This window comes from Nonlabens dokdonensis DSW-6 (genome assembly GCF_000332115.1).
GTDB classification, from domain to species: Bacteria; Bacteroidota; Bacteroidia; order Flavobacteriales; family Flavobacteriaceae; genus Nonlabens; species Nonlabens dokdonensis.
The window spans coordinates 3,757,862-3,774,218 of record NC_020156.1 but is presented as its reverse complement, the minus strand read 5'-3'; the positions used below and the strand labels follow the sequence as shown (position 1 = coordinate 3,774,218).

At 35.0% G+C, this 16,357-nt stretch carries 7 protein-coding genes; 5 read left to right on the top strand and 2 right to left on the bottom strand.

The annotated features are described in order from the left end of the window. The first annotated feature begins 267 nt into the window (after positions 1–267). Both DDD_RS16580 and DDD_RS17425 read left to right on the top strand, forming a co-directional pair. Positions 268–5,982 (top strand): GEVED domain-containing protein, encoded by a 5,715-nt coding sequence (locus DDD_RS16580; RefSeq protein ID WP_015364120.1) that lies wholly within the window; start codon positions 268–270, stop codon positions 5,980–5,982. A gap of 75 nt (positions 5,983–6,057) precedes the next feature. Further along, entirely contained in the window at positions 6,058–10,236 is a 4,179-nt protein-coding gene (locus tag DDD_RS17425; RefSeq protein ID WP_015364119.1) for a PQQ-dependent sugar dehydrogenase, read from the top strand. A gap of 107 nt (positions 10,237–10,343) precedes the next feature. Here the strand turns inward: DDD_RS17425 and DDD_RS16570 are convergent, their stop codons facing one another. Next, positions 10,344–10,667: a YbaB/EbfC family nucleoid-associated protein gene (locus DDD_RS16570; RefSeq protein ID WP_015364118.1), complete on the bottom strand. Its 324-nt coding sequence runs from the start codon at positions 10,665–10,667 to the stop codon at positions 10,344–10,346. A gap of 148 nt (positions 10,668–10,815) precedes the next feature. On the opposite strand from DDD_RS16570, the gene DDD_RS16565 reads away from it, so the two are divergent. The 3 genes from DDD_RS16565 to DDD_RS16555 all read left to right on the top strand — a co-directional run bounded on the left by DDD_RS16565 (position 10,816) and on the right by DDD_RS16555 (position 15,496). Then, positions 10,816–12,867 (top strand): S9 family peptidase, encoded by a 2,052-nt coding sequence (locus DDD_RS16565; RefSeq protein WP_015364117.1) that lies wholly within the window; start codon positions 10,816–10,818, stop codon positions 12,865–12,867. Between the two features lie 123 nt (positions 12,868–12,990). Then, the gene (locus tag DDD_RS16560) at positions 12,991–14,031 is read left to right on the top strand and encodes a PLP-dependent cysteine synthase family protein (protein ID WP_015364116.1); all 1,041 of its coding nucleotides are present in this window, start codon (positions 12,991–12,993) and stop codon (positions 14,029–14,031) included. Positions 14,032–14,239: 208 nt separating this feature from the next. Further along, complete coding sequence (locus tag DDD_RS16555; protein ID WP_015364115.1) at positions 14,240–15,496, top strand: aminotransferase class I/II-fold pyridoxal phosphate-dependent enzyme; 1,257 nt, start codon at positions 14,240–14,242, stop codon at positions 15,494–15,496. A 120-nt stretch (positions 15,497–15,616) separates the two neighbouring features. On the opposite strand, the gene DDD_RS16550 is transcribed toward DDD_RS16555, so the two are convergent. Next, positions 15,617–16,177 carry a hypothetical protein gene (locus DDD_RS16550; RefSeq protein WP_015364114.1) on the bottom strand — a complete coding sequence of 187 codons (561 nt, stop codon included), beginning with the start codon at positions 16,175–16,177 and terminating at the stop codon, positions 15,617–15,619. Positions 16,178–16,357: the final 180 nt, after the last annotated feature.

Genomic DNA, 16,357 nt, shown 5'->3' with positions numbered 1-16,357 from the left:
TTAAAAGCCTTGCGATTTGCAAGGCTTTTTGCGTTTTGTCCTTTATAGGAGTTTAATTATCAGACAAAAAGCCCTTTTTTATCGATAATCTCTATAATTTAAAAGTGTAAAACATCGACGAACGACACTTTTAAAGGTGGATTACAGTGTATTTTGACGGATTTTGTACGAATTTAGTCGATAAACAACCTTTTATCCGGATTTATTATGCTTTGACTGGTAACTGAGATTATGTTTGTAACATACTATTTTAATGTATGTTACATTATGAAACCAAATTACTTAAACTCAAATAAGCCTTTCCTTTTCGGTCTTAAATCGATCAATAGTATTGTAGGAAAAATACTTATACTATTTTTATTAGGAATCTCAGGAAGCTTATTTGCACAAACCTATTGTACTCCAAACATATCTTACAATAATGATCAATTCATCGACCGTGTACGGTTAAATAATTTAGATAATTCATCTGGTTACACCGGTAATGCGCAAGGTTATCATGATTATACTGCTCAAACAGCCAACTTAGAAATTGGATCAAATTATACCTTGACATTAGACATTTATCATGAGTTTAACTGGCTGAGAGCGGGAATAGTTGGTTGGATTGATTTTAACTCTGACGGAACCTTTAATAATAATACAGAAAAAGTTATTTCCTTAGATGATACGAATGCTGCCGTACGAACCGCTACTATTAGTATTCCTACTACAGTTTCACCTGGTACTTACCGTATGCGATTTATCATGAAATCATGGTACGAAGTTGGGGATGCCTGTGCTTCTGACACTGACTGGTATGGTGAGACAGAAGATTATACTGTTGTAATTTCAAGTCCTTCAAGCCCTATAGCAAACAACGATTATTTGAATGTTCTTTTTAATAGTTTAGGAGGAGCAGGTAATTCTATAGATGTTTCTTTAAATGACTTGATTGGATCTACTTATGGTTCAGATGGTGATGATTATTCAATTGCTTCATATCCTTTAACCACTGCAAACGGAGGTACGGTTACAGAAGTATCAGATGGACTTTTTAATTATGTCCCTTTAACTGATTTTATAGGCGTTGATAGTTTTAGCTATCAATTATGTGATGCTGGTGGCGTTTGTACGACCGCAGTGGTCGAAGTAGCTGTAGGCTTTGGTGCATGTACGCCTACCTCAAATTCTAGTGGAACTCATTATCTAGATAGCGTGCTCCTTAATGGAGAATCTGGCTCACAAATTAATAACAACTCTGGCGATGATAATGGTTTTGGTAATTATACTAACCTGACAGCAGTTCAAGTCTATGCAGGTGGTACTTATACGTTAACTCCTGATGCAGTCGGAGCTAATTCTGGTTGGGCTGCTTATATAGACTATAATAGAGATGGTGTATATAATACATTCGGAGATGAAAAAATTATCGATACTAATGGAGAAGTCGCATTGCCATATTCAGGAATCAATTTTACTGTTCCAGCAAACCAGGGATTAGGTAGGTATATATTGAGAGTAGGAACTAGACAATACTTTTCTTCTAATGACCCTTGTGGAAATACAGGTGCTGCTCCAGAAGAATTTGAAGATTATGTTGTTGAGGTAATAATTAATCCCGGATCTGATCGTAGAGCTTCTATTTCTGGTAACTCTGTAGGAATTGAAGATGAGTCTATAATTACATCTACAAGTAACAACACAGATTTTGGAACGGTAGATATAAGTTCAGGAAGACGACAGAGAACATTTACCATCACAAATATAGGAGGAGGCAATCTCAGATTAAATAATACACCAGTGAGGTTTGTAAATCCGATAACTCCAGAATTTACTATTGTTTCACAGCCTGCCGGAGGTACCATTATTCCTTCAGGCGGATCGGCTAATTTTGTTATAGAGTTTGATCCTAATAGTGTCAATTCTTTTACAACAAAAGTGAATGTAAGGTCAAATTCTCGCGCGACGGGAACAAATCAATATAACTTCATTATAGAAGGAGAAGGAGCTCAAATATATCCTGATACTGACGGTGATGGCGTCGCTGACAATGTGGATATAGATGATGATAATGATGGCATCACAGATACGGAGGAGCAAAATATTTGTTTATCAAATCCATTAAGTACCACTGCCGATGTGATTTTTTTGAATGAAACATTTGGTAATGGGTTAACTAGGATAACTATTGATGGAGCTACTGCTGGAGTTACTACTTCCTACTGTTATGAAGATGGTACCACAGGTCAAGGACCTAATGAATGTAATAACGATCCCAACTTAGGAGATGGAAAATATACAGTACACTACTCTGTAACTGATAATGATGGAGTCCTAAATAGAGGTACAAACCTACCAGATGTATCAAGTTGGGCAGACCGTGTTTGGTATTTTGGAGAAGATCATACTTCTGGAGATACAAACGGTAGAATGGCTATTTTCAATGCAGATTTTGATCCAGGTGTTTTCTATGAAACTGAAATTGTAGGTACCGTAGCTGGTGCGCCTCTTGATTATTCTTTTTGGGCACTAAATTTAGATCGGTTAGATAGTGAGTTTAATTCAGGTGAGCTACCTAGGATATTACCAAATATTTCAGTTAACTTTTATAGCATTGATAAAACAATTTTATATCAAACTTTTAACGCAGGAGATATCCCTAGATGCGATAGTGATCCTACGAATATGTGTACCATTTCAGAATGGATTCAGAAAACTACTTCATTGACATTACCAGCTAGTGATTTTGTTATTCAATTAGTAAATAATGCACCAGGTGGATTAGGAAACGATCTAGCGCTGGATGATATAAGAATAACACAAGAATTATGTGATCTGGATGGAGATGGAGTAGCTGACGTGGTGGATCTAGATAACGATAACGACGGAATTCCTAATATTTACGAATTAGGTAAACCAGGAGCAATAGCAACTATTGATGTTAATCTTGATGGAACTTCATTTGGAGATGGTAATTGGTTAGATTTAAATCAAAACGGGATGCATGATGATTACGAAAGTTTTACACCTAGAGATACCGACCAGGACGGAGTTGCAGATTATTTAGATTTAGATAGTGATAATGATGGGATATTTGATATTTTAGAATATGACGGATTAGGCGATCTAGATGTTAATGGCGATGGAATAGGAGATGGAACAGATGCTTCTTCAGGAGTAGATAACGATGGTTTTGATGGAGATGGATTACTTTCTTTGATTGACTTAAATGATGATGATGCTGATAAAGTAGATCACGGAACAATTGGTTTTATGATTCCAGTAGATTCCGATGGAGATGACATACCAGATTACATAGATATCGATAGTAACGACCCATTAAATGACCTCACTAACGGTAGTGACATTGATAACTCATTGTATGCTGATCTCGACACTGATAATGATGGAGAAGTAGATTTTACATCAGACATTGACCAAGATGGAGTAAGCGATGGTAATTCTGACTTTGACACTGGTTTTTTTGGTGCTCCTATAGATTTAGATAGGGATCTCTTTATAGATTTTGATGGTCGTAATGATTATGTTCAAAATTCTATGGCTATAACTGCTGGATTAGATAATCTTACAGCTATGACATGGATTATGCTAGGTGATGGATTCTCTTCTAGCACTATAATCAGCGAGACTAACTTTAATATGAGAATTAGATCTACTGGTATAATAGAAGTCACCATAAAAGATAACTCTGGGACTTTATTTAATTTGGAGTCTTCCTCAACACTATCAATAAACAAATGGTATCATGTTTCTGTGATTTATAATCAAAACACTTCAAAAACAGTATTATATATAAATGGTATTGAAGAGGACATGCAAAATACCGGTGCTTTACCTCTTGAAACAGTTGCTGATGATAAGTTTACTTTAGGAAATAAATCTGATGGTACAAGCGATTATTTTAAAGGTTCTATTGATGAATTAAGAATCTTCAACAAAGCCTTAGATACTATTGTGATGAGGCAAATGATGTATCAAGAAATTGAACCATCAGGTAGTTCAATTAAAGGTAAAGTAATTGATAAAGTATTTAATGGATTAGCTACCTCTGACCTGCTTTTGCATTACGATTTTAAAAAAATAACAGCAGACCAAGTTTTCAATCAAGGAAATGTAATCAGTAATGGTACTATGTACAACATTAAATCTATTTTACCTCAATCTGCACCGCTGCCTTATGAAACAAAACAAGATGGTTCACTTTTAAACCCAACAACATTTAAACAAGAAGGTGTTTGGGATCCATTAGATTTACAAAACTTCCCGTATTCAATTTTGCATGTGAAAAATAACGTGACTCAACCTATGAATATGTATAATGCTGGATTAATTATAGATACGGGAAATACATTGATTGTAAACGATGGATTAGAGGTAAATAATACTTGGTATTTGAAATTAGATGGAACCGTTGATTTTTTAGGAGAATCTCAATTAGTTCAAGGAGAAAACAGTGAATTAGATCTCACTAGTTCAGGTAAAATATTAATTAGACAAGAAGGTATTTCTGATGCACGCAATTATAACTACTGGAGTTCTCCAGTAGGAGCTAGTAGCGCTACATCAAATAATACTTCATTCCAGCTTTCATTGCTTAAAGATGCAAATGGATTAGGAAACGTCGTATTTACAGGTAGAAATGTAGCGACACCGCCAGTAACGATACCAGCTACTGTAAGTGGAAGATGGCTGTATACCTACTGGAATGGACAGACCTATCAAGATTGGAACCCTATAGATGCGGCAACGCCTATACCTGCAGGTCATGGCTGGACCATGAAAGGAGCCGGAGCGATAAATCCAGGTTATGTCTTTGAAGGAAAACCTAATAACGGTTCTATAAATGTGGCTGCTGTAGATGCAGATGGCGATCCTGCTGCAGATCTAACCTTTTCCCTTTTAGGAAATCCGTATCCAAGTGCTATAGACGCTAGAAAGTTTATTGATGATAATGCTGGCGTTATAGATGGAGCAGTTTATTTATGGGATCATTTTAGAGGGACAGATCATTTACTTGCAAATTATGAAGGAGGATTTATGACTATTAATAATACTGCAACTCTAGCAGCTACAAGCATTCCCATAGGAAGTGGCGCATTAGGTGGCGGATTAAGTGGGAGAGAACCAGGTTTTTATATTCCCGTAGGTCAAGGTTTCAATGTAACTATAACAAATAATGGATCTGTTAACTTTAATAACGGTCAGCGAGAATTTAAAACAGAAGGTGCTGAAAGTGTATTTGTTGCTGCACCAGGAACTTCACAGCCTATTGCAGATCGTTCTAACCGCCAAAACCCAGATATGGGAATCTTACGATTAGAGATTGAGGCAGATAATGGTGCTGGATCTGAAACGGTAATAGGTTTTGCAGATTTTGTAACTGATGGTATTGATTATGGATATGACGCAGTAAAGTATGATAATCCAGCAGAAACGGATATTTATATTTCTTATTCAGGTAAAAATTATGTTATCAGATCATTAGCTCAAATAACGCCTAATAAAGTAATTCCTGTCACTATTCATGGTAAAGCAAATTTGAATTACCGTTTCAGTGCTAAAGAAATTGCAAATATTGACAGTTCTCAAGATATTTTTCTTTATGATAATGAAATGAATGTTTACCATAATCTTAGAAACGGATATTACTTCTATAACGTTTCTGCTAACCGAAGAAATAGCTCTAGATTTGAGATAGTATTTCAACAAACTACCCTTGGACTAGATCAAGAAGCTATTGATCTCATAGATATTTATTACCTCAATAATGATGGTAAAATTTATGTAGATCACCTTAATGAAACATTAGATTATATGAATATTTACGATCTATCAGGTAAGATGCTGTTCCGCTTTCGCGAAAGCGAACTGATCAACATTAATAATGGTATTTACATTCCAGAGATATCTTCTGGCATTTATCTGGTAGAAGTCGAATTTAAAGGCGCTAAGAAGAGTGTCAAAATAGTAGTCAATTAAACTTAATCGCCTGACTTCATTTTCTTATGAAGTTAGGTTTTACTTTCCAATTATAGATCACTTTCAAACTAAATTATGAGAAAAACATTATTACTTTTAACTCTTTGCTTTGCAACATTTTTATTTGCACAGAACCCAGAAACAAACAGTAGAAATTTTACTGTTACCAAATTAGCCAATACAAACCAACTGGTATCCTACCCTAATGAAATAACTTATGGTCCAGACGGCTGGTTATGGATTACAGAAAGATCTGCATTAGATAATACAAGCGATGCAACTAACGGTGAGAGAATTGTCCGAGTGCATCCGGATACTGGCGCAAAAACTGTAATGATAGATCTACATAATGATGTGGATGGTTTTGATGGTCAAGATGGTTTAATGGGTATGGCTATTCATCCAGATTTAATGGCAAATGCTAATACAAGTACTAATAATTTTGTTTATGCTGCCCATACTTATGGAACTCAAGGTAATTTGAAATTAAAAATTATTAAAATGAGTTTTAATAATTCTAACAAAAGACTTACCAAGGTTGCTGGGTCATTAATTGAAAATATCGATGCAAGTAACGATCACAATTCTGGAAGAATGAAAATAGGTCCAGACGGCAAGTTATATTACACGATAGGTGATTTAGGTTGGAATCAATTCCGCAATAAATGCAGTAGAATTCAATCACAAGCTTTACCTACACAAAATGATGTAGATAATGAAAACTGGTATTCTTATAAAGGCAAAGTGCTGAGAATGAATCTTGATGGCTCTATACCTACCGATAATCCAAAATTCTTTCCATTTACGGTTACTGATTCAAACCCAGTTCCTAGTAATAGTGATACAAATAGACCAGATTCTGAAAAAGTAAGAAGCCATATTTATTCTTATGGTCACAGAAATGCTCAGGGAATTGTTTTTGATAGTACTGGAAAGTTGTATCAATCAGAACATGGAGACCGAGTTGATGATGAGGTAAATATAATTACAGCAGGTAAAAATTATGGTTGGCCATTAATCGTTGGTCAAAGAGATGCACAAGCTTATGATTACTGTATTAAAGCATCAGATCCTAATGGTTGTAGCGCTGCCGATGGAAATAGTTGTCCTTCTGGATCAACAATTCATCAAGAAACTGCCTTTCCAGAGCCTATCGATTTTCAATCACCCATTGCTACCTATGTAGATTTACCAGCAACGAGACCAACAGGTGGTTTTTTAACATGGCCTACAGTTGCTCCTGCAAGTATTGATGTGTATGAATCCAATATTTTTCCATGGAATAAAAGTATCCTAATTCCCACATTAAAAAAAGGAACAATCTATAGATATGAATTAAGTGCAGATGGAAACTCTGTGGTAAGTGAATTGATAGAATTTCATTCGTCTAATGATAGGTATAGAGATGTGGCTATATCGCCTGACGGTTCAACTATTTATGCCGTTACAGATAGTGGAGGAAGTACTTCTGGTCCTTCTGGAACTTCAAATGTAGGTGTTACTAATCCAGGTGCTGTTTTTAAAATTCAATATCAAGCTTTTCCAGAGCCTTCTAATCAAGTAACTAATTTCAACGCACAAGATAATGGCAATACTATAGATTTGTCGTGGAACGATGCAATAGGTGGAAACACAGCCGACGGATATGCGATCGCAGTAAGCACAACAGCTGGTAGTTTCCCAACATATATAGATGGACAGCAGCCTAACAATGATTTAGACCTTTCAGATGGTGATGGGTTGGTTTTAGTTCCTAACGGTGAAGAATCCTATACATTTGAGGACCTAGCTGATAATACAACTTATTATTTTCAAATCACTGCATATTCCAATCTTGCAAAAGACATTGATTTCCTATTATCACCTGTAGCTCCAGAAGCTTCTGCAACCACAACAATATCTTTAGAACCTACTATTATAATTACTGAAGTAGTTAGTAACAGCATTCCTGAAGCTTATGTAGAAATCTTTAATTATGGAACATTACCAGTTGATTTAGCTACCGAAGGATTCTACTTAGGTATTGCTTACGATGGAAGCGGAGTAACAGGAAATGATATAGATTTAACAGTAACGTTGCAACCTGGTCAATACTATACTATAGGTAGAGCCTCTGGTTCTCTCAATCCAGATCTTACGGCATGGAATGTTATAAATGGTAGTGGTAATGATGCATATGTTTTGTATAATGGTGATGATGAGATAGTAGATATATACGGCGCATTAGGTCAAAACGGAAATGGTCAACCTTGGGAATATTCAAATAGTCGTGCGGTAAGAAAAATTACTGTCGCAGAGGCAAGTAATACTTGGCAAGCATCAGAATGGATTATTGAAACTATTTCAAATTTTAATGATGTAACCGCTGGTGAAGGAGAGAACATCGATTTTACGTATAATAATTCTTGGTCACCATATGATCCGAGTGGTTCTAGTTATCAAGCAGAGAATGCAGTGATTCAAAATGGTAGTGCTACTTTGTCTGATATGACTTTATTTAAGAATGTAACAATCAACTCTGGTGCAACTCTAGTCTTGAATAATTCTGGTTTAAACATTACAGAAGATTTACAAAATAATGGGTCATTAAACGATTCAAACGGTATTTTAGAACTATCAGGTGATAGTAATCAACAAATTAATGGGAACGATTTTGAAATAAGTCGTTTAATAATAAGCAACAGCGCTATAGTAAGTGTTGATGTTAGTATAAAAAATGTGTTAGATGTAAATGATGATTTAACCATAGCCGCTATGAATCAAATGATTTTGAAAAGTAATGATTCTGGAACGGCATATGTAGATGAAGTAAACGGAAACATTTCAGGAACTTTTATGGTAGAAAATTATATACCAGGAAAACGCTCTTTTAGATTTATGAGTCCTTCTGTTACTACAAATAATTTTATTGCAAATAACTGGCAAAGTGATTTTGGAAGTTCTAATGTAGGAACACATATTACTGGGTCAATTTCTGGTGCAAATGGATTTGACGCTACTGGATCTGGAAATGTTTCTATGTTTACATTTGACAACACAAATCAATCTTGGACACCTATTAATAATACAGATGCTACTAATTTAATTGCTGGTGATGCCTACCGTTTATTTGTAAGAGGAGATCGTACCATAGATTTAAGTAACAATGCATCTACTGCAAACAACACTACTCTTAAAGCTGTTGGAAATATTGCTACAGGAAATGTAACGGTAAACGACTTGAGTCCAGCTGCTGGCGGTTTTAACTTTATAGGTAATCCTTACCAGGCTCCAGTAGACCTCAATCAGGTACTAACAGCGGCTACAAATATGAACACATCATTTGTATATTATTGGGATCCTGCCATTAATACCAGAGGAGCCTATGTGACAGTTGATGTCCTTTCTAACTCGTCAAACAATCCTAGCTCCTTAATGAACAAATACGTACAGCCCAATACATCTTTCTTTGCAACTACTTTGGCAAATGGTCCTGCTAGCTTGACATTTACCGAAGCAAACAAAGCTATAAATTCTGGATTTTTAAACTCTGCCAGAAGTAGTTCAACTCTTAGTCGTATAGAGATTGCACTGTATGAATCATCAGAATTTCAAGATGGTGAGAATTCTAGGGATGGTGCAGTAATTAGATTTGATAGTAATCAACTCAACGTAGTAAATAGTTATGATGCGGTAAAATTCAATAATATTGATGAAAATTTAAGTATCATAAACGGCGTTGACAACCTAAGTATTGAGCAGCGCAATTTGCCTCAAGATTCAGAAGTTATACCTTTAGACATAAATACGTATCGAGCTACAGATTATGTGCTTTCTTTTAATTTAAGTTCGATTAATGTACCAGTTTACTTAAAAGATAATTACCTCAGTAGCTACACGCCGCTCAACGATGGCTCTAATAATTATCATTACTCGGTTGTTTCTGGTAATGCATTATCAGTTGCGTCTAATAGGTTTGAGCTGGTATTCTCAAATACGGTATTATCCTTAGAAGAAATAGCAAATACAGAATTTTCTGTTTATCCTAATCCACTATCAAATAATGAAAAGATATTCATAACAGGAAGCTTGATCGATAACGTAAAAAGTATTGCCTTGTACAATATGCTTGGTCAAAAAATCCAAAACTGGAGCAACATTAACAATGTAGACAATAGTTTAGAAATAGACCTAGAAAACCTAAGAGCTGGAAATTATATCCTTCAAATTAATCATGATTCAGGATCTGATACTAAACAACTGATAGTAAAGTAAAAATTTTATAATTATTAAAAAAGTCCTTTTGAATATCGTTCAAAAGGACTTTTGTTTTTATAAAGATTTCTTTAAACAAAGATCTATTAATTTTGCTCTTACTTTTATTACTTAAACATATCCATTCCTGGAATATTAGGCATTCCATCCTTTGCAACTGCAGCGACTTCGGCTTCATAAATACCTTCGGCTTTAGAAAGTGCTTTATTAGTGACCATTACAAGATAATCTTCTAATTGATCTTTGTCTTCTAGAAGCTCGTCTGCCACAACAATGTTTTTGATGGTGCGACTTGCAGTCACTGTTACTTTTAGTAATCCGTCGTTAGACTGCTCGTCTATTAAAACGGTATCCATTCTTTTTTTTGTGTCTTCAACTTTTTGCTGAGCCTCTTTTAACTTACCCATCATACCTGAAATATCTCCAAACATAGTTTCTTTATTTAAGTTTATTTGTAGTCTCGCTTTCGCGAAAGCGGAACTTTTTCATACATTTTTTACAAAAATAACTATCTAGATAACATAGTCACAAATGCTGCTCTATTTTATATCTTGCAGCGCTTTAAATTACCAGAAATTTATGTCCTTAAAGGCTCCTATTGCAAAGAAAATTGCCCATGTCCATGATAAGCATGGTCATCAAAGAATTGATAATTACCACTGGATGACGCAACGCGATGCGCCAGAAGTGATGGATTATTTAAAGAGTGAGAATGCTTACTATGAAAAGGTTACTGAGCATACTAATGAAATGAAAGAGCAGTTATTTGAAGAAATCAAGGGCCGCATCAAAGAAGATGATGAGTCCGTGCCTTATCTATTAAATGGCTACTGGTACATCAGTAAAATGAAAACTGGTGAAAGCTATCCGTATTACTACAGAAGAAAAGATGGTGAAGAAAAGGAAGAATTGCTTTTTAATGTAAACGAAATGGCAATAGGTCATGACTATTACAAACTCACTTCTATCAATATCTCGCCTAATAATAAAATGCTAGCCTATGGTATAGATACTAAAGGCCGTCGCGAGTACACTATTTTCATTAAGAATTTAGAAACAGGAGAGACTCTTGACCAAAACCTAGAACTGACCACAGGAGGATCTGTCTGGGCAAATGATAATGAAACTTTATTTTTTACAAGAAAAGATCCACAGACTTTAAGAGCCAATAAAATTTTTAAATACAAAATAGGCGCTCCAGCGACTGAAAATGAATTGGTTTTTGAAGAAAAGGATGAAATATTTAATTGCTTTGTTTACAAAACTCTTTCGGAGCGATTTATCATGATTAAATCATCAGCAACTTTATCTGACGAGGTACGATTTATAGATGCCGATTTTCCTGATAGTACATTTAAAATAGTGCAGGAACGTCAAGACGTGATGGAATATAGCGTGTCGCATTACCAGGACAGCTTTTACATCATGACCAATAAGGATGGTGCAACTAACTTTAAAGTCATGAAAACTGCTATAGAAACTCCAGAAATGGAAAACTGGCAGGATTTTATTGCGCACGATAAAGAGGTGTTGTTAGAAGACTTCGATTTATTTGAGGATTACTTTGTTATTTCAGATCGATTTAATGGCTTGAATCGTATTAGGATTAAAGCTTGGGATAATACGGTAGATTATTTTTTACCTTTTGAAAATGAGACTTACACTGCATTTACGAGTGCCAATTTTCAGTTTCAAACTAAGAAATTGAGGTACAATTACAATTCAATGACTTTACCACCGTCAGTCATCGAGTTTGATATGGAGACTCGGGAAGAAGTCATTCTCAAAACGCAACCTATAGAAGATCCTAATTTTAATGCAGATGATTATCAATCTGAAAGAATATGGGCAACGGCAAAAGATGGAGTGAAAGTTCCTATAAGTTTAGTGTATAAGAAGGATTTAATTAAAGAAGAAGGAAATCCATTATTGCAATATAGTTATGGAAGCTATGGTCATACTATCGACCCTTATTTTTCTATATCTAGATTGAGTTTACTGGATAGAGGTTTTATTTTTGCGATAGCACACGTCAGAGGTGGCGAGTATTTAGGAAGGGAATGGTATGAAGATGGTAAAATGTTTTCAAAAAGAAACACGTTTACGGACTTCATTGCTTGTAGTGAGTATTTGATTCAGGAAAAATATACTTCAGCCAGCCAGCTTTATGCCTCTGGTGGCAGTGCTGGAGGATTGTTGATGGGCGCTATCATTAATATGGCCCCTCATTTATACAACGGCATCTTGAGTGCAGTCCCATTTGTGGATGTGGTGACAACTATGCTGGATGATAGTATCCCGCTTACTACAGGTGAATATGATGAATGGGGAAACCCTAATAATAAGGATAGTTATGATTATATGTTAAGCTATTCTCCTTATGATCAAGTGAAGGAACAAGATTATCCTAACATGTTAGTTACTACCGGTTATCACGATTCTCAAGTTCAATATTGGGAACCGGCAAAATGGGTCGCAAAATTAAGAGAAAAGAAAAAAGATAACAATTTGTTATTGTTCAAAACCGATTTGGCTAGTGGTCACAGCGGTGCATCAGGTAGGTATGATGCACTTAAAGAGGTCGCAATCGATTTCGCTTTTTTACTAGATCTAGAAAATAGGAAAGGCTAGATAAATTTATGTAAATTTGCAACGTTTGTGCAAAAACGAATGCATATCTGGAAACTTAAACATTGTGAAATGCTTGTTTATTAAACAAAATCTGATGTTGAGCTTCTAAGCAAAACCCTAAATATGAGTAACAATATTAAAGCGTACAATAATGTACTGGAATTGATAGGAGAAACACCACTTATCAAGCTCTCTCAAACCGTAGCAAGTTTTCCAGGTAATTATTACGCAAAAGCAGAAGCCTTTAATCCAGGGCATTCTTCAAAAGACCGCATTGCATTACATATTATAGAACAAGCTGAGAAAAAAGGAATTCTCAAACCAGGTGATACCATAATAGAGACTACGTCTGGTAATACAGGTTTTAGCATTGCAATGGTAAGTCGCATCAAAGGTTATGATTGCATCCTTGCCGTAAGTTCAAAATCTAGTGCTGATAAAATAGACATGCTAAAGTCTATGGGCGCAAAAGTCTATGTTTGCCCAGCTAACGTTAGTGCAGATGATCCACGTAGTTATTATCAAGTTGCAAAGCGATTACACGATGAGATAAAAAATAGTATATATATCAACCAGTACTTTAATGATTTAAATACCGAAGCTCATTATTTAACCACTGGTCCTGAAATATGGAATCAAACTGCTGGAGAAATTACACACCTTGTTGCCTGTAGTGGTACAGGTGGAACTATTTCAGGAACGGCTCGTTTCTTAAAAGAACAAAACCCTAACATCAAAATTCTAGGTGTAGACGCTTATGGTAGTGTTCTTAAAAAATACCACGAAACTCAAGAGTTTGATAAGGACGAAATCTATCCTTACCGCATAGAAGGATTGGGTAAAAATTTAATCCCTACTGCAACAGACTTTGATGTAATTGATAGCTTTACAAAAGTAAAAGATGAAGATGCCGCTCACATGGCCAGAAAAATTTCACAAACTGAAGGCCTTTTTGTAGGTTATACAAGTGGAGCCGCTATGCAGGCTGTAAAGCAACTAGTAGTAGAAGGTGAATTTGATAAAAATTCTAATGTGGTCGTCATATTTCCTGATCATGGTTCAAGATATATGAGTAAAATTTATAACGATCAGTGGATGCAGGAACAAGGCTTTGTAGATTCAAAGTCTACCGCAAATGAGCAACATATAGAGTACATAAAGTAATCCTACTTCATATATTTAACATTGTATTAATCGCTGTCTTTTAATTAGATAGCGATTTTTTTATTTCGCTTTCGCGAAAGTGAAATTCCTTACACTATTTAATAGTCTATTTATCAATAGATTGTTGTTATTAACTTATTTACTATGCACGCATAATACACAAGCTAATTATTATTAGAATCGTATATTTGTAGCCTAATTTTATGACATGAAAGATTTATTTGATAAAATTTACAAAGACAAAGGACCATTAGGAAAATGGGCGAGTGTAGCTGAAGGATATTTTGTATTTCCTAAGTTAGAAGGTCCTATAGCAAACCGCATGCGATTTAACGGTAGAGAAGTGATCACATGGAGTGTAAATGATTATCTAGGGCTAGCAAATCATCCAGAAGTAAGAAAGGTTGATGCTGAAGCTGGAGCTGAGTACGGTAGCGCTTACCCAATGGGTGCTCGCATGATGAGCGGCCATACTGATTTACATGAGCAACTTCAAAACGAATTAGCAGAGTTTGTCGATAAGGAAGCGGCTTATTTATTGAATTTTGGTTATCAAGGAATGGTTTCTACAGTTGATGCTTTAGTTTCAAAAGATGATGTGATCGTTTATGATGTAGATGCTCACGCTTGTATCATAGACGGAGTGCGCTTGCACCATGGAAAGCGTTTTACCTATAAGCACAATGATCTTGATAGTATTGAAAAGAACTTACAACGTGCTACTAAAATTGCTGAGCAAACTGGTGGTGGTATTCTAGTTATTTCTGAAGGTGTTTTTGGAATGCGTGGTGAGCAAGGAAAACTTAAAGAAATAGTTGCTTTAAAAGAAAAGTATAATTTCAGGTTATTTGTAGATGATGCACACGGTTTTGGAACATTAGGTAAAACTGGTGCTGGAGCAGGAGAGGAGCAAGGAGTACAAGATCAAATAGATGTATATTTTGCAACATTTGCAAAGTCACTTGCAAGTACAGGTGCTTTTATTGCTGCCGATAAAGAAATTATCGATTACTTAAAATATAATTTGCGTTCTCAAATGTTTGCGAAGTCTCTTCAATCACAATTAGTGGTAGGAGCTTTAAAACGTTTAGACATGTTACGCACTATGCCAGAGCTTAAAGAAAAGTTATGGGAAAACGTAAATGCATTACAAAATGGTTTAAAAGATAGAGGTTTTGATATAGGAACAACACAGTCATGTGTAACTCCAGTTTATCTTAAAGGAAGTATTCCCGAAGCAATGGCTTTAGTAAAAGATTTACGAGAAAACTTTGGTGTATTTTGTTCTATCGTCGTTTATCCTGTGATTCCTAAAGGGTTGATATTATTAAGATTGATTCCTACAGCGTCTCATACGATGGAGGATATTGAAGAAACACTAACAGCATTTGAAGGTATACGTGAGCGTCTAGATGGAGGCGTTTATAAAAGGTTGAGCGCAAGCGTTGCCGCAGCATTTGCTTAGACTAAAACTATAAATTATTTAAAATGCCCTATTTATATAGGGCATTTTTTTATGCAGGATTATTATTCAATATTAAACATGCATTATTACTAAATTAAAATAATAACCCTAATGGTTTATTTATTCTTTGATTTTGTAAAGTGTGGCCTGTTGCATAACTAATACAGGATAACTAGTTACTTGATAACCTTCAGCTTCTCCAGCGGCTTCTTTTGTCTTGAGGCTTGACATAGTAATCATAAAATCCATTCTATCTTCATAGAAGACCTCACTATTATTTAACAAATTACCAGCTACTTCATAAGTGCTAAATAAAGTGTTTTTAGAATAGGCGATAGGTAATACAATCCCATTATTTTCATCTAGTTCGTATATGTTAGGATTTTCCGTCTTTACCAGCGTATAACCTCTTTCAGATCTTTCTTGACCATAAAATATTTTATAATCAAAACGTATAGAATCTTGCGTTTTTAATAAATGCAGCTCCATAGGTATTTTTTCAGTACCGTTGCTCGATGTATTTAGTAGTTCACCTTTATAAATACCTAAGTAGTCATTTGGGAATTGGAACTCCTTTTCAATAACTTTCTTTTTAGTAGTTTCTAGATTAGAATTTTTATCCGAATCCTTGTTACATCCAATGATTGAAAGGAGTACAATTATGTAAGCTAGTTTTTTCATAATTCAAAAGTAAATAAATTTTTCACTCCTCAGTTTTATACTTGTAATATTAAATAAATGATTATCAGATGTTAAGAAATAAGTTGAAGTAATGTTTTTCACCGAAAAAACTTAATAATTTGTTAAGTTCTCGATTTAAAAGTATAGAATTGTAAGTGCTTTTATAAGAAATAGTTAGTA

Bases quoted from the DNA above. Each gene is read 5' to 3' on its own strand.
- DDD_RS17425 (WP_015364119.1), top strand. From the start codon at position 6,058: ATGAGAAAAACATTATTACTTTTAACTCTTTGCTTTGCAACATTTTTA.
- DDD_RS16550 (WP_015364114.1), bottom strand. From the start codon at position 16,177: ATGAAAAAACTAGCTTACATAATTGTACTCCTTTCAATCATTGGATGT.
- DDD_RS16570 (WP_015364118.1), bottom strand. From the start codon at position 10,667: ATGTTTGGAGATATTTCAGGTATGATGGGTAAGTTAAAAGAGGCTCAG.
- DDD_RS16565 (WP_015364117.1), top strand. From the start codon at position 10,816: ATGTCCTTAAAGGCTCCTATTGCAAAGAAAATTGCCCATGTCCATGAT.
- DDD_RS16580 (WP_015364120.1), top strand. From the start codon at position 268: ATGAAACCAAATTACTTAAACTCAAATAAGCCTTTCCTTTTCGGTCTT.
- DDD_RS16555 (WP_015364115.1), top strand. From the start codon at position 14,240: ATGAAAGATTTATTTGATAAAATTTACAAAGACAAAGGACCATTAGGA.
- DDD_RS16560 (WP_015364116.1), top strand. From the start codon at position 12,991: ATGAGTAACAATATTAAAGCGTACAATAATGTACTGGAATTGATAGGA.